Genomic DNA, 20,339 nt, shown 5'->3' with positions numbered 1-20,339 from the left:
ATCAATAAATGATAGATCAATAGATGATAGGGAAATAGAGCTACTCGGTGCGTGTAGCATGGATGCAGAGAGGAATGATCGAAATGTTCGACAAGCTGATCGCCGTCAATGATCATTGGGCAGCAGAAGGAATGGCCCGGCAAGTACTGGCCGAGGAGAATCGTTTCTACGGGGGCGTTGCAGATGCCGATACGGGTATCGCATGGCCTACCCATACGGGGACGCAGATGGTAATGGCGTTCTGGGCATGCGCTTTGTCCAGTCCGGCTTCTCGCTTCTATCGGGATGAGGCGATGTTGGAACGGCTGGAGCTTGCTTCTTCATTCATGCTGCGCTTCCAGCATGACGACGGTACCATATCGCCGGGCTGGACGAATTTGCATTCGCCTCCGGACACGGGTTTCGTCGTCGTCGGGCTTGCGCAAGTGCTTGAGCTGCTGAATCGACAAGAATGGGAGCTGCTGGCTCAAACGCGAACGAACCTGAGGCGGTTTCTGGAGCGAGCGGTTCCGGCAATGACGACCGGAGGCTGCCATACGCCGAACCATCGCTGGGTATTGTCGGCGGCACTCGGCTTCCTCTACCAGCTTACGGGTGAGCCGGAATTGAAGGAAAGAGCTGAGCAGTGGCTAGCAGAGGGCATCGATCTGACGCCGGACGGCGAATGGACGGAGCGGAGCAACGGCATCTATAACGGCGTTAGCGATGTCATGCTTTATCATGCGGCGGAGCTGTTCGATCGTCCTGAGCTGCTGGAGCCGGTACGCCGCAACCTCCGAATGATGGCTTATCTCATTCATCCAGACGGCGAGGTCGTGACCGACTATTCCGGACGTCAAGACTTCGGCAGCAAGTTCGATATGTCGAGCTATCACTTTGTCAGCCTGCTGATGGCAAGCCAGGATCGCGATCCGTTCTTTGCTGCGCTCGCGAAGCTGGCGGGCGAGGCGTTGGATCATCCTGGCGCCGGACCGAACAACAGCCTGCTGGGCTGCTTGCTTCGGCCGGAACTGCTTGATGGGTCTGTTGAGCCGGGGCCGCTGCCTGAGGAGTACCGAGTGATCATTAACGGCGACTTCTCGCGCGAGCATTATCTTGCCGAGATGGCCAGAGCGGGGCATGGCGGGCGCATCTACCACAGCCGACTTCATCCCGAATTCGGCGCACCGGTCGCAAGGGAACGTTCTGGCATCACGAGCACGACGGTCATGGCTGAGACGAATGCCTTCTTCGCATTGCGGCATGGGCAGGCGAAACTGCTGGCAGTTGGGGTTGGTTCATCGTTCGAGCCAGGCTACGTCAAGATGAATGGCATGGAGGAGCTGGAAGATGGCTATCGGATGTTCGGGGTGGAGTCTAAGGGCTACTATGCGCCGATTCCCTCGAATCAGCTCCCGCAGTCGGCGAGCGAGTCGGTCAGTCCTTGGTACCTGCTGCCGCATCAGCTTCGTGAGGTCACGCATCTGCAAGGGCATCGCGTCGGTGTAGAACTGAGGCGGACGGCAGATGGCTATACGCTTCGCGTCGTGTGTCAGAAGCCAGATCCGCTGCTTACGCAAATTTCATTCGTATTCGGTCGCGACGGCGAGTTCCAAGGCGGCGAATTGGAGAAGGCGGATATCGGCACGCAGTGGTGGAAGGACGGAACGGTTCGCTACGCGTCAGGCGGGGATTGGATCGAGCTGGATGGCGGCGCGCATGAGCATATGGCCAAGTCGATACGCAATGTACCGCTGCCTTCCGATTGTAAGACGTTGATCGTTAATTTACTTACTCCGTACGATCGAACGTTCCATATCCGACTGTCAAGTGATGAAGGGCAAGGAGGAGCAACGGAATGACCGTATATTTCAATAAGCGTCAAAGCTCGCAATATGCGTTCGGAGATGACGCTCGCGGCATTGTAGAGCTTGTCTCGTCTCGTTATACCGGCGCGAATCCGCCAGTCCCCTTCGCGCTTCGCGCCTTCTCGACCGCTGGGATTATGCAGACGGCCGAAGGATTATACGACATGGAGATGGCAAGCAGGCTGCCGGAAGCCAAACACGGCGAATACGTCTATATGCTCGGGCGCGTGTGGAGCGACGATGAGCGGTCGATCGACGGCGTGTTGGAACCGCTTGGTCCGACTTCGTTGTATTTGAACGGAGAGCATCTGTATCGATCCGGTGCAGTTGACGAGATGAAGCCGGACGCACGAGTAATCGTGCCCCTTTTGTTTCGCCAAGGCTGGAACGACATTCTGATCGAGGTTCGCCGATCGCCAGCCGGCTTCGGCTGCCGCTTCGGCGCAGAAGAAGCCAAGGTTCGAATCCTTAACGTACTGGCTCCGTTCCAAGCGCGGGATGGAATGGCTGGCTGGGTTTATTCCGAGCCCGTCTCGGCATCGCGATTCGGAGTGAGTGGAGCGTTCCCTGATTCGGAGGGGGTAGAGGAGGCCAGCGGCCTTGCTTGGCTTCCAGCGACGAAGTGGGACACAGAACGTTCAGGAAGGCCCAATGTGGAGCGGTTGTTCGGATTGCCTAGCCGACAGACGGCAGCATACGGCTGGACGCGGCTTGATGCAGTTGGCTACGGACTTACAGTCTCTCTCGAAGGGTATGCTCACGGCCCGACATTCGTCTGGTTAGATAATGAGCAGGTTCTTAGCCTGGCGGAAGCGGGATCGTTCCGTACGACCGTGACGTTGGGATCTTCGCATCCGGAACTGCTCATTCGCACCATGAACGGCCCGAAAGGCTGGGGCTTCGACATCCATGCCCACGCAGAAGGCCGCCAGCTCGCATTCGAACTGCCTCGGCCTGTGCACGGATACGACGGGGCATGGCTGTATGCCGGTCCGTTGGATCCGAAGGTAAGCACGGACCCGTCATCTGTCCGCTCAATGACCTCATTGCTGCCAGCGATTGATGCCAAAGGACGTCCATCCGGCCATACGTATTGGTCGGTAGATGCGCCGGATACGAGAGTGCGGCCGTATTACGAGAATGCGATGTTGAGCAACAAATGGACGACAGGCTCTGCGACCAACTACGGCCGCTGGGATTATCCGCTTGGCGTTACGATGTACGGCCTGCTTCGGGCTTCCCGGACGTTGAACCGGCCGGAGCTTGCCGACTATGCGCTTCGCCATATCCGCAGCTGCACCGAGATGTATGATTACTCGTTATGGGATCGCGATCAATACGGATTCCCGTCGGTCAACCAGCAGTTGGTTCTCATCAAAATGCTGGATAACTGCGGCTCGTTCGGCTCCGCTATGCTCGAAGCGCATTCGATGGCAGGAGATCCGGTATTCCTGCGAATCGCTGATGCGATCGCCGATTTCATGCTGAACAAGCTGGAGCGTCGGGAGGATGGCGCCTTCTACCGCCTATGCCCGGGCGAATATGCAGCCAATACGATGTGGGCGGATGACCTGTATATGAGCACCCCATTCCTAGTGCGTTACGCAGGTGCAACAGGGCGTCGAGAAGCGCTGGATGAAGCTGCGAAGCAGTTTCTACTGTTCCGCCGCTATCTGTTTATCGAAGACGAACGCATCATGTCGCATGTCTATGATTTCAAATACGGTCAAGCGACGAGAATGCCATGGGGTCGCGGGAATGGCTGGGTACTGTTCTCCATGACCGAGCTGCTGGAGCGGCTGCCACTGGATCATCCAGATCGGGAAGAACTGCTGTCGTTCTTCCGCGAGATGTGCGGCGGAATCGCTGCCCTGCAGGGTGAATCCGGCCTATGGAGGCAGGTGCTGAACCAGCCTGAAGCTTATGAAGAAGCTTCTTGCACGGCGATGTTCACCTATGCTTTCGCTCGTGGGGTTCGGTTCGGTTGGTTCGCGGACGGCTCGTCGTATACGACCGCAGCGAAGAAGGCTTGGCGCGGACTAACGGAGAAGGCGATTGACCGAACGGGCAGCGTACACGGCGTTTGCAGCGGATCGCGCTACTCGTTCTCGCCGGAATATTACATGTTCGATCTGCGTACGGTCATTAACGATAATCACGGCATTGGCATTATGATGCTTGCCGGCGTGGAGATCATGCAGCTTGAAGAGGCGCTCGGAGCAGACGTAGGTGCTGCTGCAACTGCGGAAGCTGCTAAGATCTAAGCCTGCGGTGCATCTGATCGGACGGGGAGGTGGCTAGCCGTGGCGTTGGAATATACGGTTAAACTGGCGGCCGCTCTCGCATTGGGGTTGCTCATCGGTGTGGATCGCCAGCTTCGCCATAAACCGCTCGGCATGAAGACGAGTATGGTTATTGCCGTTGCCAGCTGTCTCATTACGATCGTATCCATTGAGGCTTCGGGCAAGCTGACGCACCCCGGCATGACGAATATGGACCCAATGCGGCTGGCTGCCCAGATCATTAGCGGCGTCGGCTTCATCGGAGCCGGCGTCATCCTTCGGCGCAGCAACGACGTTATCTCCGGACTAACGACGGCGGCGATGGTCTGGTCGGCATCGGCGCTCGGGATCGCGGCTGGCGCGGGATTTTATAAAGAGGCTTTCACGGCCGTTTGTTTCATTATCGTTGCTGTTAACTTGGTGCCGTTCGCCGTTCGTGCATTCGGGCCCTCGAAGCTGCGGGAGAAAGACATATCGGTCTGTCTGATCGTCGATATGGCGGAAGACCTGAATGACGTCATGGCAAGCATTCGCGGCGAGCATCAGGTCAAGCATACGAAGATTCGGGATACGGGCGACGGGCATAAGGAAATCCGTCTCGTTCTATCTTCCGCCGATCGTTATCCGACGGTGTCGGTTTACGAGCAGATGAAGCGGCTGAAGCCGGTCATCTCGGTCGAGGTGGAGAGCATCAGCTCCTGACGGATGAACGCAGCTATATGCTAATTGAATGTGGCAGTGGCAATACACGATAGCGATAGTTATCATACATGGTTTGAAAATGATAGATCTGCCGACAACGCAATGATGCGGAGCGGACAGTGCTTTTTTAAATAAGGTTAAGCGCTTAATCCCAAATGTGAAAAGAGAGGTAGATAGCCATGACTACGATTCGACTGACTATGGCGCAGGCGCTTCTCCGGTTTCTCGATAACCAATACATCTCCGTGGATGGGCAGGAGACGAAATTCGTCCGCGGCGTGATGGGCATCTTCGGACACGGGAACGTGACGGGAATCGGTGAAGCACTGGAGCGCAGCGCCGGAACGCTGCAATTCATTCAAGGCAAGAACGAGCAAGGAATGGCGCATGCGGCAACTGCCTATGCGAAACAGAACGGACGCCGACAAATCTGGGCTTGTACTTCCTCGATCGGACCTGGCGCGCTCAATATGGTGACAGCGGCGGGTACGGCGACTGTTAACCGCATTCCGCTGCTGCTCCTTCCGGGCGACAACTTCGCATGCCGGCAGCCAGATCCTGTGCTTCAGCAGTTGGAAGTGCAGAGCGATTACACCGTATCGGCTGTTGACGCCTTCCGGCCAGTAAGCCGTTATTGGGACCGAATCGTTCGGCCGGAGCAGTTGATGACGGCTGCGCTTCAGGCGATTCGCGTGCTGACCGACCCTGCAGAGACGGGAGCGGTAACGTTGGCGCTGCCGCAGGACGTACAGGCGGAAGCGTACGACTATCCGGAAGCATTCTTTGCTAAGAGGGTACATCACATCGATCGTCGACCGCCATCTGCTGACGCAGTGCGCAGGGCGGCAGAGTTGATCGCCGGGAAGCGCAAGCCGCTTATCATCGCAGGCGGAGGCGTTCACTATGCGGATGCCACCGAGAGCTTGCATGCTTTCGCCAAGGCATTCCGCATCCCGGTCGCAGAGACGCAGGCGGGCAAGAGCGTGCTTCCATGGAACGATGAGTTGAACATGGGCGGTGTCGGTACGACCGGTACGCTTGCAGCGAATAGGTTGGCTCACGAAGCGGACGTCATCATCGGCGTTGGTACGCGTTATTCCGATTTTACAACGGCATCGAAGTGGATGTTTGCGAATCCGAACGTGCAGTTCGTGAATCTGAACATTAGCCCATTCGACTCGGTGAAGTTGGATGGCTGCGCCGTTATTGGCGATGCGAGAGTATCGCTTGACGAGCTGCGCGAAGCGTTGTCCGAAACCGGTTATACAAGCGGTTATGGCGAAGGCGAGCTTGAGGAGCTGAAGTCGGAATGGACGCGCGAGGTTGATCGGCTGTATGCGCTGGAGAGCGATCTTGGCTTGACGCAAACACGCGCGCTTGGCGTGTTGAACGAGACGCTGCAGCCATCCGACGTGATCGTCTGTGCGGCAGGCAGCCTTCCGGGCGACCTGCATCGTGTATGGCGACCGTCGGAGCCGCGCACCTATCACATGGAATACGGCTTCTCTTGCATGGGATACGAGGTAAGCGGCGCGTTTGGCGCCGCGCTGGCAGAGCCGAATCGCGATGTATACGCATTCGTGGGTGACGGCAGCTACCTGATGCTTCATTCCGAGCTGGTCACGAGCCTGCAAGAGGGTGTCAAGATGACGGTTGTGCTGTTCGACAACAATGGCTACCAGTGCATTCACAATTTGCAGCGCGGGCATGGCAGCGACGGCTTCGGCAATGAATTCCGCTTCCGCGATCACGATACAGGGCAACTGAGCGGCTCTTATATGCCGATTGATTTTGCAGGGCATGCTCGCAGCCTTGGCGTTCCGGCTTGCACGGTGACGACAGCTGAAGGGCTTCGCAAAGCGCTGCTGGAGGCTCGGCAATGCAGCACGACGACGCTGATCGAGGTGAAGGTTCTGCCAGGCACGAATACGGATGGTTATGATTCGTGGTGGCGCGTTGATGTACCGGAAGTATCGGCCAGCGTCAAGGTGAATGAGGCGCATGCGGAGTCAGTAAGCAAGACGGCGGAAGCAGCGTCGCGGACGTATCGATAAGCAGACAGGAGGAGTAAGCATGCTGAGCAACTTGACGTTCAAGTTAGGCGCCCATCCCATCAACTGGGTCGGCGAAGACGTGCGCGAGCACGGGGCTGATACGACATACGAAACGATCCTTAACGATATTATGAAGCTTGGCTTGACCGGCACGGAGATGGGCCGCAAATATCCGACGGACGAGGATGTGTTGAAGCGGGCACTTGACTCCCGAGGCATTCAGTTGGTGTCGCAGTGGAAATCGGTGCTGTTCTCCGCACCGGAATATCGCGAATCAGAGCTGGCTGCTTATCGGGCGCATGTCGAGTTTCTAAGCCGCATGGGCAGCAAGGTCATCAGCACGGCGGAGGTCGGCGGCTCGCTGCACTTTGATCCGCGTCGCACGCCTAACGAGAAAGAAGTGCTGCGACTGGATGAAGCTGGCTGGCAGTCGCTGGCGGAAGGGCTCAACGCTGCGGGGAGCATCGCTGCCGAGTATGGGATGAAGCTTGCGTATCATCATCACGGCGGGACGGTCGTGGAATCGGACGAGGAGATCGATCGACTGATGGCCATGACCGATCCGTCGCTCGTCTGGCTGCTGTATGATACCGGCCATGCCCATTATGGCGGATCGGACCCGCTTGCGCTGCTGCGCAAGCATTATGATCGAATCGCTTACGTGCACCTGAAGGACGTACGCCAGCAGGTGCTGGACGAAGCAAGAGCAGAGAATGCCGATTTCGTAACTTGCATTCGCAAAGGCGTGTTCACAGTGCCCGGCGACGGCTGTCTAGACTTCCAGCCGATCATCACCGAACTGCTGAGCCGAGGCTACGATGGCTGGGCGATGCTGGAGGGCGAGCAGGATCCAGCGCTTCATCCGCCATTCGATTATGCGCTGCGAGCACTCATTCATATCGGGAAGCTGGCCGCAGAGGTCGGGAAAGGAGCGCAAGCATGAATCCGATTACGTGGAACGGGAGCAAGCCGAATCATTTTGTCGCCATCGGGCGGTTGTGCATTGATTTGAATGCAAACGAGATCAACCGACCGATGGAAGAGACGGTGACATTCACCAAATATGTCGGCGGATCGCCGGCTAACATCTGCATCGGGATGTCCCGACTGGGGCTGCGCACCGGCTTTATCGGCAAGGTTGCGAACGATCAGATGGGCCGATTCATTACGGGATACTTGGATCGTGAAGGCATCGACCGCACGGGTGTCTCGGTAGATCGGACGGGTGCGGTGACGGGGCTTGCTTTTACCGAGATCAAAAGCCCGACGGACTGCAGCATTCTTATGTATCGCGACAATGCCGCTGACTTGCTGCTGGAGTCGACCGAAGTGCCGGAAGATGTGATCGCACAGTCCCAGATGCTGCTTATCTCCGGCACTGCGCTTGCGAAGAGCCCTTCTCGCGAGGCGGTGTTCCAAGCGCTCGAATACGCGAAGCGGCACGGCGTCGTCATCGCGTTCGACCTTGATTATCGGCCTTACACGTGGACGTCGGACGAGGAGACGGCCGCTTACTATAACCTAGCCGCCGAGAAATGCGACATTCTGCTCGGAACGCGCGAAGAGTTCGACATGATGGAGCGGTTCGTGCACAACCCGGACCGTGACGATCGCGTAACGGCTGCTCGTTGGTTCGATCATTCCGCGCAGATCGTCATTATCAAGCATGGCAAGGAGGGCTCTATCGCCTACACGAAGGACGGCGACTCTCACCGTGCAAGAAGTTACCCGGCGCAGGTCGTTAAGACGTTCGGCGCAGGCGACTCTTATGCAGCAGGCTTCCTGTATGGCCTGATGCAAGGCTGGACGATCAGCGACAGCATGGCATTCGGCAGCGCCGCCGCTTCCATTGTCATCTCCAGCCACAGCTGCTCTGACGCAATGCCGACCGTAGAGCAGGTGCATGATTACATCGAGCGCTGCAACAGAGGCGAAATTGTAGCGAATTAATAGCGACGAATTAATAGGTACTTCTAAGCTCATTCCTTTTCCATCCTATATTGACCATTCGAGAGGAGATTCCCACCATGACTAATACAAATGCCGCAGTAACGTTGAACAATTTGATCGGCGGACAGTGGGTGCCTTCCGCATCCGGCGTTACCGAGCCTGTCTATAATCCTGCTACCGAAGAAGTGCTTGCCTACGTTCCGATCTCTACGAAGGAAGAGGTTGACCAGGCTGTCCGCGCTGCGCAAGAAGCGTTCAAGAGCTGGAGCCGCACAGCGGTGCCTCGCCGTGCGCGCGTTCTGTTCAAATATCAACAGCTGCTCGTCGATCATTGGGAGGAGCTCGCCCGTCTGATCACGCAGGAGAATGGCAAGAGCTACGCCGAGGCTTATGGCGAAGTGCAGCGCGGCATCGAATGCGTCGAGTTCGCGGCAGGCGCTCCTACGCTGATGATGGGCAAACAGCTGCCGGATATCGCGACGAACCTGGAGTCCGGCATGTATCGCTACCCAATCGGCGTCGTTGGCGGCATTACGCCATTCAACTTCCCGATGATGGTGCCTTGTTGGATGTACCCGCTCGCAATCGCATGCGGCAACACCTTCGTGCTGAAGCCGTCCGAACGTACGCCGCTGCTGGCACAACGTCTGGCGGAGCTGTTCATCGAAGCTGGTCTGCCAAGCGGCGTGCTGAGCATCGTGCATGGCGCGCACGACGTGGTCAATGGCATCCTCGAGCATCCGGGCATCGCTGCGGTGTCGTTTGTAGGCTCCCAACCGGTAGCAGAGTACGTGTACCGCACGGCATCGGCGCATGGCAAACGCGTTCAGGCGCTGGCTGGTGCGAAGAATCATTCGATCGTGCTGCCGGACGCTGATCTGGATGCTGCGGTTACGCAGATCATCAGCGCAGCCTTCGGTTCGGCTGGCGAACGCTGCATGGCCTGCTCCGTCGTTGTTGCTGTCGGCAATATCGGCGACGTACTCGTCGAGAAGCTGCAGGCAGCAGCGGATGCGATCACGATCGGCAACGGCATGGAAGAAGGCATCTTCCTGGGACCGGTTATCCGCGGACCACACAAAGAACGGACGCTTGGCTACATCGAGTCGGGCGAGAAGGAAGGCGCAACGCTGCTTCGCGACGGCAGAAAAGATGCAGCGACAAGCGGCGACGGCTACTTCGTTGGCCCTACACTGTTCGATAACGTTCAGTGCGAGATGAAAATTTGGAAAGATGAAATTTTTGCTCCGGTACTATCCATTATGCGCGCGGAAACGCTCGACGAGGCGATCGACATCGCGAATCAATCAGAATTCGCGAATGGCGCTTGCTTGTTCACGAAGGATGGCGGCAGCGTTCGTCACTTCCGCGAGAATATCGATGCAGGCATGCTGGGCGTTAACCTCGGCGTACCGGCGCCGATGGCATTCTTCCCGTTCTCGGGCTGGAAGAAATCGTTCTACGGCGACCTTCATGCGAACGGTACCGATGGCGTGGAGTTCTATACGCGCAAGAAAATGATCACGACCCGCTGGTAGTAGTAAGCGGAGGCTTATAACAGCAGCATCAAGCTAAGCACAGCATGCATGCTAGCATCAACAGCCCCGGCAAGGCAGCCTTGCCTTCTATGCCGGGGCACTTCAGGAGGAGAAGCAGCAATGGGTAAAGTGAGAGTCGGCATCATCGGCGCAGGCCGTATCGGTAAAATTCACGCAGATAATCTCCTTCGCATGCCAGGGGCGGAAGTTATCGCAATCAGCGACCCGTTCGCGGGCGAAGAACTGCGCGCTTGGGCGAGCGAGCGAGGCATTACGCATGTCGCGAAGGATAGCGGAGCGATCATCGGCAACCCGGATATTGACGCTGTGTTCATCTGCTCGCCGACGGATACGCATGTACCGCTCATCATCGAGGCGGCAGCAGCGGGCAAGCATATTTTCTGCGAAAAGCCAGTGAGCATGGATATCGAACGAACGAAGGAAGCGCTGAACAGCGTGCGCGCAGCGGGCGTCAAACTGCAGATCGGCTTCAACCGCCGGTTCGACCATAACTTCAAGCGCGTTCAGGAGCTAGTGCAGCAGGGCCGTGTCGGTGAACCGCATATCATCAAAATCACTTCCCGCGATCCGAATCCACCGCATCCCGATTACATCAAAGTATCTGGCGGCCTGTTCATGGACATGGCCATTCACGACTTTGATATGGCACGTTTCTTGTCCGGCAGCGAAGTTGCAGAGGTGTCGGCTCATGGCACCGTGCTGGTCGATCCTGTCTTCGCGGAGCACGGCGATGTCGACACGGCCATTACAACGCTGCGCTTCGAGAATGGTGCGCTGGGCGTTATTGACAACAGCCGCCGCGCAGCTTATGGCTATGACCAGCGTGTCGAGGTGTTCGGTTCCAAAGGGAGCGTAACCGCTGACAACGACTACCCGAACACGACCATCGTCAGCGACGACGAAGGCATCGTTCGGGATAAGCCGCTGCACTTCTTCCTTGAGCGCTATAACGAGGCTTATGTCAATGAGGTTCGCATGTTCGTCGAAAGCATCCAATCGGGAGCGCCGCTGCCAGTTGAGGGCTTTGACGGACTGCAGGCGGAGCGCATCGCGCTAGCCGCGAAGCTGTCGGTGGAACTGGGCCGTCCCATCAAGCTGAGCGAAGTATAAGAGGCAGTTCAACAAGTGCGGTGCTTAAGACCGTACTTGTTGAACTCGACTATAAGGGAGGAATTACGCGATGGTGAATTTGATCGTACCGGCTAGCGCCGCACCGGATCAAGATGGACGCGTGCTGGCAGTAACGCCTGAATCGGCCGGCTGGGAATATGTTGGGTTTGAAGTATTTCGCCTTGCAGCAGGAGAAACGCTGCAGCGCGATACGGGCGAGCAGGAAGCTTGCCTTGTGCTGCTTAGCGGCAAAGCCGACGTCTCGACGAACGAGGAACGGTGGAACGAGATCGGCTCGCGCATGAGCGTGTTCGAGAAAATTCCGCCCTATTCGGTCTATGTACCGAGCGGAGATGCGTACAACGTTACGGCGTTGACGGATCTGGAGCTGGCCATCTGCTTGGCTCCAGGGCAAGCGGAGCATCCAGCGCGCCTTATCGCCCCGCATAATGTTGGTGTGGAAAATCGCGGCAACGGCAATATGGCGCGACTGGTGCATAACATTTTGCCCGAAAGCCAGCCTGCTGACAGTCTTCTAGTCGTGGAAGTGTTCACGCCTGGCGGACACTGGTCGAGCTACCCGCCGCATAAGCATGATCGTGACGCGCTGCCGACGGAGTCGCTGCTCGAGGAAACGTACTACTACCACATTCAGCCGGAGAAGGGCTTTGCGATTCAACGCGTCTATACGGACGACAGAAGCTTGGACGAGACGCTCGCCGTACGTGATGGGCAAGCCGTACTTGTGCCGGAGGGCTATCATCCGGTATCGGCACCGCCGGGCTACGAGGTCTATTACTTGAATGTCATGGCCGGACCAAAGCGCACATGGAAGTTTCATAACGATCCTGACCATGACTGGCTGATGCCTAGATAATCATTGAAAGAAGAACATTTTCCTAGCATAATGAAAATATTAAAAACATTAAATTTACCGATAATCTGCGAACGGAGCAAAGAGGCCCATGAAAGCCACCATCTACGACGTTGCCAAGGCAGCCGGCGTGTCGATCGCAACCGTGTCCCATGTGTTGAATGGGAAAGGGAAGATCAGCAAGGATCGTCGGGAAGAAATATTGCGCATCATGGAAGACATGAACTATAAGCCCAGCCTCATCGCGTCCGCGTTGACAGGCAAGCGGACCTTTACGCTAGGGCTGCTGGTACCGGATATTTCGAACCCTTTCTTCTCGGAGATGGCAAGAGCTGTGGAGGACGAGGGACAGCGTCTTGGCTATAGCGTCTTCATCTGCAGCACGGACAACAAGGACGAGAAGACTGCGCGTTATGCGGCGCTTCTTGAGCAGAAGAGCGTTGATGGGGTCATCGTCGGTACGGGCTTAAGTGAGCTGGAAGCGCTTAACCCTCTGCTGGGCAAGGGGATTCCGGTTGCTTTTATTGCTCGGGACTTTCCTTCGGAAACCATTCCTTCGGTTGTCATTGACGACTATGCCGGTGGGACTGCGGCGGCCGAACATCTTATTAGTCTTGGTCATCGCCGCTTGGCCGTACTGGCCGAAGAGGATACGGTCGTCAGCAGCCGTGAGCGGGTGCGCGGCTTCCGTGAGACGGCTGCTGCAGCAGGCGTAATGCTCGATGAGAAGCATGTGCTTGCCTGCGAGCTTCGAGATGGCAAACGACACGCAGCCGCGCTTCTTCGCGAGTCTGCGGAGGAGCGTCCGACCGGCTTGTTCTGCTGCAACGATCTGCTGGCGATAGGCGCGCTGCAGGCTGCAAGGGAACTGAAGCTGCGCGTACCCACAGATTGCTCTGTAGTGGGGTTCGACGACACGATACTAGCATCCGTAACGAATCCGCCTCTTACGACAGTCGCGCAGCCGATCGAAGGAATGGGGCAGGCTGTCGTCAGGCTGCTCGTCCGCTCCAAGGAGCATCCGGATGATCGCATGAGTCGTATCGTGCTTCCTCCCCGACTTACGGTTCGGCACTCTACATCGCCGCCTGCTCCACTTGCGTAAACAAGCCGTCCTCTTGCGAGGACGGCTTGTTGTCGTAGCAAAAACCCAGTTGCAAATGGCGGAATGGAGTGTAAAATGTCGAATTTTGGATGGGGGATGAATCGAGATTTGGCCAATGATTATAGCAATAACAGTCCGATACACATAAACAAGAGGAAATAATAATAAATTTTTTAGGAAGAAAGTAGGAATTAGTCGATTAATGTCGAATAGATGGTGTAGTCCCTTTTGGAGATTGGGTCATAGACGAGAAAGGAACGTACACACTCATGTCTAGAGTATTAAAGTCGTTCGATTATGATGAACTGTTTCATCATTTCCAACCGATTGTTGAGGGACAATCCGCCGAGGTTTATGGCTACGAAGCGCTTATTCGAAGTGAATCGGGTATCGGCCCGGATCGGTTGTTCCAGACGGCAAGGCAGCGAGGAGAGTTGTTCAAGCTGGACACGGTCTCATTCGAGACGGCGATCGAATCCTTCTTCGGTAAGGAGCGGGCCGCTGACGACGAATCGCTGCTATTCCTCAATCTTCTACCATCGACTATTGGTAATCCGTTGTTTTCATCCTTTATCGCAGGTCTGGAGGTGAATTACGTACGGTATTTCCGTCGAATTGTCGTTGAATTGAACGAATCGACGGAGGAAGCTCATCTGTGGAACACATCGAATTTTGAGCAAGGCACCAATCTGCTGCGGAAGCGCGGTTTCCGCATTGCATTGGATGACACCGGTGAAGGTGCCTCGTCACTGCGTAAGTTTGTTGAGCTTAAGCCGGATGTCGTTAAACTGGACCGCTACTTCGCGAGCGGCTTGTCCGACTCGAATCAGAAGCAGCGCATCGTCAACATGATGGCGGAGTTGTGCCGGCATGACGCATTGCTCATCCTCGAGGGTGTCGAGACCGAGCAGGACTGGCAAATCGCCAAACGCCTCGGCGTAACGCTCGGCCAAGGCTACTGGCTCGGTCGCCCCGCGCTGCTCCCATGCGGGCGCTAAGCTTGATCCGGGCAAGGAAAACAACTGGTTGAGTTAACGCTCAACCAGTTGTTTTTTTATTTCTCTGCAGCCCTGATTGTCGCTCCTCACTACACGCCCCTCACTACACGCCCCCGCTGTCGTCACGCGCTACGCCTAATGGATGCCACAATATCTATTTCGATCAAATCAGGCTTCGCAAACTCGTAACGGTTATGACAGGTGTTATTGCTGCAATTCAGGCCGGTTTGCCCTCGAAACAGGACCAATAGGCACGCCCACAACCCTTATTCCACAAAAGCATGCCCTACCACCTAATTAAGCTCTGCGCAAAACCGTTATCCAGTGAACCTTGCCTGATCGACAACATGACTCGCAGCATGCTCTACCACCCAATTATGCGCCATCGAAAACGTAAGCGCTCAGCCAGAAACTAATGTTGCCGCCTTTCATTCCGTGAGCGGATCTAAGATCGCGAACGACCAAGTTTCCCATCCCGCTGACTGGACGCTGCAAACCTTCAGCGGAGAGGGCTGCATCGTTCTGGAGAAGCGGAGCGTTCGCCTTTGTGTCCGGATTGTCTCCATTTCTGAACTTATATAATCAGAACAATCTGGACACAACAGCGATCGGAAGAATGATGCCGCCCTCGGAGCGGTCGAATACGCTTCTCCCACGAGGGCTCTAGCATGCCTTTTTTTCGGCTAATCTACATCAAAGCAATAACCAACAGCTCAAACAGCACCAACGGCAGAATCGCATTATAAGGTACGAAGCCGCGCGGATCGAACCATGCACATTGCAAGTACAGGCAGCGATCATCCACATGGACGATAATGCCCGAATACTTGTGCCCATCGACCGTCTCTACCGTCACATGGCGGTTCAAATAGTTGCTGCAAACCGGATTGATTTTGCTGCGGATATCGAGTACATGTTTCACATGGGCAGGGTCGGCTTTGTAAATTAGCTTCTGCTCATGAATTGCTACTTGTTTGTGCTGCTTCTCATATTTATCATGCTTCTCGTACTTGTCATACGCTTCGTATTGACCATATTGACCACCGTACTGATTACCATATTGATTACCATATTGATTGCCATGACCACCGCCGTATTGACTGCCGTACTGACCATATTGCCCGTCATACGGTTGATGGTACTGGTGATGATGGTGATCGTGCTTCTCATGCTTTTCATATTTGTCGTGCTGTTTCTCGTGCTTCTCGTGCATTTTCTCGTGTTTGTCGTGATGCTTCTCGATCTTTTCCATCTTCTCAAGCTTCTCCATCTTCGGTTGCTTCTCTGACTTTTCCAAGGCAAATCCCTCCGGTGCATTAGGCTGGTGCTATATGGTATGCGGGCGATAGCCTGGCGGTGATTCGAATACGCCAATCGTGTACAATGGTAAAGGTAGACCATTGCAGGAACGAGGCGATAGGATGGAGGTTTCCTTTTCCAGCGTATTCTTTATCAACTTGAGCGTACTCATCACGATTGCTTACTTATTCAACATCGGTTACAAATATTTGTTCCCAAGCATCTCAGGCCGAATGAAGAAGAGCATCTCCGTATTTGTTTTCATTCTGGCAGGCTGGCTGACGATGCTATTCGGACTGCGGGTCGGGGAGACCCAACTGTTCGACCTGCGATTCGTTCCGCTCATAATGGCGATTCTCGTCTTTACGCGGCCGAGCACATTCGTATTGATTGGCACCGGCATCGGTGTCGGACGACTGATGTACGGATTGAACGAAACCTCGTGGGCGGGATGTATGAACATGGCGCTGCTCGGCGTGTTCGCGGCGGCGATTAATGCTTTTCTGCAGGCGGTGGATTGGCGCTTCGTCTGGAAGACGACCGTTGCCGTCATTCTCATCAACCTATTAAACGCGCTTGATGTTGCGATGATGGGCTCCATTCCGTTCAGTGAATATTGGCATGAGGTGGCGCCGATCACGCTGCCGTTATCCACGCTGCTCAGCGGGTTCTTCGTATTCATGATTCGCGATTTCCACAAAGAACAGCAGCGGATCGATGAGCTGCGAGGGATGAACATCATTCTCCGTCGGCAGACGAAGGAATTGCGCGAAGCGAAGCGGGATCTGGAGGAGAAGGCAAGGCAGCTGATGCTCGCCTCCAAATACAAGTCGGAGTTTCTTGCCAATATGTCGCATGAGCTTAAAACGCCGCTGAACAGCATTTTGCTCATGTCGCAGCTCATTCGAGACAATGACGATGAACGATATGGGATGGACGAGGTGCGCTACGGCGAGATCATTAACGCTGCGGGCAACGAGCTGCTGCAGCTTATTAACGACATCCTAGATCTGTCGAAGGTCGAAGCGGGCAAAATGGACATCGTCATCGAGCCGATCTCACCACTCGATCTGGTACAGATGCTTCAAGCGATGTTCCAGCCGATGGCGGACCAGCAGTCGCTGCCATTTATTGTGGAAATCGCAGAGGACGTGCCGTACACGATGTATACGGACGCCCTTCGGGTTAACCAGATTATGCGCAACCTGCTCGTTAACGCCTTCAAATTTACCGATCAGGGCTCCATAACGCTTCGCGTAGCGATGGAGACGTTGACCGATACGGCTGTCACGAAGCGCCGTATTCGCGATTGGACGTCCGCGCTGTACCGCGGACGTCCCGCGTCGTCGCAAGGGATTATTGTTCGTTCCGGCCAGACGACAACAGGTCGCCTTCGCAAGTCGGTCTATGAAGCGGCAGTCGCTCCTGCGCTATCCGTGCTGAAGCGGGGCGAAGGTGCAGCGAAGCAGGAGGCAGCTGCGGTGCAAGAGTCTGCAGCAGCTCGAGCGTCCAGTACCTCCAATCAGGAGTGGCAGGAAGATTCCTTCCAGCCGGACATGTACGATACGGCCAGAAGGCAGCGGAAGCAAGAAAACTCACAGCAGCACCAAGAACACTGGCTGACGATGTCGGTCGTCGACACTGGCATTGGCATCGATGACGAGAAACAGCAGCTTATATTCGAAGCGTTCCAGCAAGAGGACGGCGCCGTCAACCGCAAATATGGCGGTACAGGTCTTGGCCTATCGATCAGCTTGCAGCTTGCTCGTCTGCTCGGCGGCTCGCTATCGCTAACGAGTGTCAAGGGAGAAGGCAGTACCTTTACCTTGCGATTACCGCTGCAGACCGTGTCTGAGCCCGAACCGCAAACGGAGTGAAAGTTTTTCGCGAAATAGGTTGACTTCTGTTCGCCCGCGAGGTATATTATAAAAGTCGCTAATGCGACTAGGCCTCTTAAAAAGGCGGACATGCTGATGTAGCTCAGCTGGTAGAGCAACGCATTCGTAATGCGTAGGTCGGGGGTTCGAATCCCTTCATCAGCACCATTCATTCACATTCGAGCGCGATTCCTTATGGAATCGCGTTTTTTGATTTTTAATTAAACTACGCGCGCTCCGTCTACAGACGGATGCATGTTCATGCTTCGGGCGCTGTAATAAGCAAAATGGTTCTTGTATGATAAGAACAGATCAATGGTTTTCGAATCGGACCGAGGCTGCAAAGCTGATGCTTTGTTGCATCTAAGTAACGTAACAGTGTTATGTTACACTATTATGTTTCGCGATATTTTAGTTAATATGCTGAGCACTGGCCGATCGGAAAGGAGTGGCAGGATGGAACAGGAACTTATTTCGAAGAAGGATCTGCTTGAGGAGATGGGGATATCCTACGGCCAATTGTATCGTTGGAAGCGAAAACGACTCATTCCAGAGGAATGGTTCATCCGCAAGTCGACGTTTACGGGTCAGGAGACCTTTTTTCCTAAGGGACTTATTGTTGGACGGATCGGTCATATTCTCTCGATGAAGGACGATCTCTCGCTCGATGAGCTTGTCGGCAAACTGTCTACCCTGCAATCCGATATTCGAATTCGGGCAGAAGAGATTCAAGGACGAATCGTATCAACGGCTATTATGGAGCGTTATGCCCTTCAGATGCTCGATGATGGCAAGCTGGCCTTCGATCAGGCGTTCTATCTCTTCGTTGCAGATTGGCTGCATCGCGTGCTGCCAGGGGGGATGACGGAGGACGAAGGTTCTCGCCTCATGCAGCTGCTGAACGGACGAATCCCGCAGTTGGAAGAGCGGCCTTGCCAACTTGTCGTGCTCCAGACATCCGGGCAAGAGCGAGTCATGGTGCTGCTGGAGGGCGGTCCGCTGTACCCGGAGGAAGCTGTTGTAATTGCAGCGAGTTTATCAATTGATGAAGCGGCTGAGGCGTTCAGGTCGAAGCTATACACATATGAATGACAGCGATGAGGAGGAGCCGGTAATGGACAGCAAGCAAGAAACGAATCGCGGCGATCTGACGATTAACGGAACAGGACGGGCCGCAGGCGGATGGTACCGCAATGTGAATGTAGACGGGCTTGCGACAATCAATGGCGGCGTGAAGTGCGAGACAATGAGAGTGAACGGGATTAGCAAAATGAAAGGCGGCATCGAGGCGGACCGGCTCGATGTGAACGGCATTATGAACGGCGAAGGCGATATTGCTGCCAATACAGTTGCAATTGAAGGCAAAGTACGGATGCGCGGTTCAGTGGCGGGAGACGATATTCGCTTGAATGGATGGCTTAAGCTCTCAGGCGATTGCGAAGCGGAGAATGTCATTGTAAACGGCGGATTTGAAGTAAGCGGCCTCCTCAATGCGGGCCATATTGAGATTGGTCTGCAAGCGCGATGCCGCGTGAATGAAATTGGCGGTACGTCTATTCGGGTCAAACAAACGAACAAAAGGTGGATCGGACCGCTTCGTTATTTTGTACCCATGATTGTGCCTCAGCTGGAGAGCAAGCTGATTGAAGGAGACGACGTCACGCTGGAAGCGACCTTAGCGGGAGTTGTGCGCGGCCGCAGCGTCATTATTGGACCTGGCTGCACGATCGGGCGCGTGGAATACAAGACGGAGCTGCAGGTTGATCCTTCGTCTACTGTGAGAGAACGCGTACAAATCTAGCCTATTAGGATAATGGGGAGGAACTGGCATGAATGCAGCATATCGAGGAAGCGCCAAGGTGGTCGGCAACGGATCGATCGCGGGCGGCTCTTATGACTCCGTTCGGATAATGGGCGACAGCGAAGTGCTTGGTCCGATTGATTGCCATACGTTCAGTTGTATGGGCAACTGCAGAATCAAAGGTCATGTTCATGCAGACCGAAAGTTTAAGGCCACCGGCGATGTAACGGTCGAAGGCGAGTGGAGCGGCGAAGAACTGAAGCTGCTTGGGCAGATCGTCATTCGCGGCAATGTTCGGGGGAGAGTAGTAGCGGCGACCGGCAGCTTGGAGGCTCGGGGGTATGTCGAGGCCGAGCATCTTACCATCAAAGGCGCTATTACGGTTGATGGGTTGATCAATGCTGAACAGATTGACATTGGACTGTATGGTCCGTGCAGCGTCAAAGAAATTGGGGGCAGAGAGATCCGAATACGTCGAAGCTCATGGATGTCGGTCAAGAATTGGATCAAGTCGCAGACGAAGACGGAGCTGACGGCCTCTGTGATCGAGGGCGATGATATTTATTTGGAGTATACCAAGGCGGACGTCGTTCGGGGCAACCAGGTTCATATCGGCAAAGGCTGTGAAATCGGTCGCGTCGAATATCGGAAATCCCTTCACGTTTCACGTTCAGCTAAGACGGGTGTTGAAGTACAAATGTAGATTGATGAGCTTGAGCAAACAGGAGAAGGATGGGCACAATGCTGCTCATCCTTTTTTGGCGCGCAGTCATTCCCCCTCACTCGTCCGATAAGTTGCCTTGTCCGCGTACGCATTCGTCTATGCCGCAAATGACGGGATGCCGTAAGTTGTTTAGTTGCATTACGAGTTTAACAATGCG

At 55.2% G+C, this 20,339-nt stretch carries 15 protein-coding genes, 1 tRNA gene and 2 pseudogenes; 17 read left to right on the top strand and 1 reads right to left on the bottom strand.

Going from position 1 to position 20,339, the window contains the following annotated elements:
- The first annotated feature begins 74 nt into the window (after nt 1-74).
- From H8B09_RS20865 to H8B09_RS20815, 11 genes are all read left to right on the top strand, one after another.
- A complete protein-coding gene (locus H8B09_RS20865) occupies nt 75-1,841 on the top strand; it encodes a hypothetical protein (protein ID WP_318152672.1) in 1,767 nt (588 codons plus the stop codon).
- Complete coding sequence (locus H8B09_RS20860) at nt 1,838-4,111, top strand: glycoside hydrolase family 88/105 protein (RefSeq protein WP_191205488.1); 2,274 nt, start codon at nt 1,838-1,840, stop codon at nt 4,109-4,111. The genes H8B09_RS20865 and H8B09_RS20860 overlap by 4 nt, the downstream gene beginning before the upstream one ends.
- Nucleotides 4,112-4,150: 39 nt before the next feature.
- On the top strand, nt 4,151-4,831 hold the full coding sequence (locus H8B09_RS20855; protein WP_191205487.1) for an MgtC/SapB family protein: 681 nt from the start codon (nt 4,151-4,153) through the stop codon (nt 4,829-4,831).
- Between the two features lie 179 nt (nt 4,832-5,010).
- Nucleotides 5,011-6,885 carry a 3D-(3,5/4)-trihydroxycyclohexane-1,2-dione acylhydrolase (decyclizing) gene (gene iolD / locus H8B09_RS20850; RefSeq protein ID WP_191205486.1) on the top strand — a complete coding sequence of 625 codons (1,875 nt, stop codon included), beginning with the start codon at nt 5,011-5,013 and terminating at the stop codon, nt 6,883-6,885.
- A gap of 19 nt (nt 6,886-6,904) precedes the next feature.
- Nucleotides 6,905-7,828, top strand: a complete 924-nt coding sequence (gene iolE, locus H8B09_RS20845; RefSeq protein ID WP_397376086.1) for a myo-inosose-2 dehydratase — start codon at nt 6,905-6,907, stop codon at nt 7,826-7,828.
- Nucleotides 7,825-8,835 carry a 5-dehydro-2-deoxygluconokinase gene (gene iolC / locus H8B09_RS20840; RefSeq protein ID WP_191205485.1) on the top strand — a complete coding sequence of 337 codons (1,011 nt, stop codon included), beginning with the start codon at nt 7,825-7,827 and terminating at the stop codon, nt 8,833-8,835. Before iolE ends, iolC begins: the two co-directional genes overlap by 4 nt.
- 77 nt (nt 8,836-8,912) lie before the next feature.
- Entirely contained in the window at nt 8,913-10,373 is a 1,461-nt protein-coding gene (locus H8B09_RS20835) for a CoA-acylating methylmalonate-semialdehyde dehydrogenase (protein ID WP_191205484.1), read from the top strand.
- Nucleotides 10,374-10,493: 120 nt separating this feature from the next.
- Complete coding sequence (iolG, locus tag H8B09_RS20830; RefSeq protein WP_191205483.1) at nt 10,494-11,504, top strand: inositol 2-dehydrogenase; 1,011 nt, start codon at nt 10,494-10,496, stop codon at nt 11,502-11,504.
- A gap of 70 nt (nt 11,505-11,574) precedes the next feature.
- Nucleotides 11,575-12,381, top strand: coding sequence for a 5-deoxy-glucuronate isomerase (gene iolB / locus H8B09_RS20825; protein ID WP_191205482.1), 807 nt, complete (start codon nt 11,575-11,577; stop codon nt 12,379-12,381).
- Between the two features lie 88 nt (nt 12,382-12,469).
- Nucleotides 12,470-13,483, top strand: a complete 1,014-nt coding sequence (locus H8B09_RS20820) for a LacI family DNA-binding transcriptional regulator (protein ID WP_191205481.1) — start codon at nt 12,470-12,472, stop codon at nt 13,481-13,483.
- A gap of 269 nt (nt 13,484-13,752) precedes the next feature.
- Entirely contained in the window at nt 13,753-14,481 is a 729-nt protein-coding gene (locus tag H8B09_RS20815; RefSeq protein ID WP_191205480.1) for an EAL domain-containing protein, read from the top strand.
- A 688-nt stretch (nt 14,482-15,169) separates the two neighbouring features.
- Here H8B09_RS20815 and H8B09_RS20810 read toward each other — a convergent pair.
- The gene (locus tag H8B09_RS20810) at nt 15,170-15,778 is read right to left on the bottom strand and encodes a hypothetical protein (RefSeq protein ID WP_191205479.1); all 609 of its coding nucleotides are present in this window, start codon (nt 15,776-15,778) and stop codon (nt 15,170-15,172) included.
- 778 nt (nt 15,779-16,556) lie between these two features.
- On the opposite strand from H8B09_RS20810, the pseudogene H8B09_RS31400 reads away from it, so the two are divergent.
- The 6 genes and pseudogenes from H8B09_RS31400 to H8B09_RS20785 form a co-directional block, all read left to right on the top strand.
- Nucleotides 16,557-16,751, top strand: a pseudogene (locus H8B09_RS31400) (histidine kinase dimerization/phospho-acceptor domain-containing protein); the annotation flags it as partial.
- A 645-nt stretch (nt 16,752-17,396) separates the two neighbouring features.
- A pseudogene (locus H8B09_RS31315) lies at nt 17,397-17,618 on the top strand (ATP-binding protein); the annotation flags it as partial.
- A 131-nt stretch (nt 17,619-17,749) separates the two neighbouring features.
- Nucleotides 17,750-17,825 (top strand) — tRNA-Thr (locus H8B09_RS20800).
- A 288-nt stretch (nt 17,826-18,113) separates the two neighbouring features.
- Entirely contained in the window at nt 18,114-18,749 is a 636-nt protein-coding gene (locus tag H8B09_RS20795) for a DUF4004 family protein (RefSeq protein ID WP_191205477.1), read from the top strand.
- A 22-nt stretch (nt 18,750-18,771) separates the two neighbouring features.
- Nucleotides 18,772-19,458, top strand: coding sequence for a hypothetical protein (locus tag H8B09_RS20790; RefSeq protein WP_191205476.1), 687 nt, complete (start codon nt 18,772-18,774; stop codon nt 19,456-19,458).
- A gap of 28 nt (nt 19,459-19,486) precedes the next feature.
- On the top strand, nt 19,487-20,161 hold the full coding sequence (locus H8B09_RS20785) for a FapA family protein (RefSeq protein ID WP_191205475.1): 675 nt from the start codon (nt 19,487-19,489) through the stop codon (nt 20,159-20,161).
- The last annotated feature ends 178 nt before the right edge of the window (nt 20,162-20,339 follow it).

The organism is Paenibacillus terricola (assembly GCF_014779765.1).
Lineage (GTDB): Bacteria > Bacillota > Bacilli > Paenibacillales > Paenibacillaceae > Paenibacillus_T > Paenibacillus_T terricola.
Note: the sequence above shows the minus strand (reverse complement) of the source record. Positions and strands in the feature narration are given on the sequence as shown.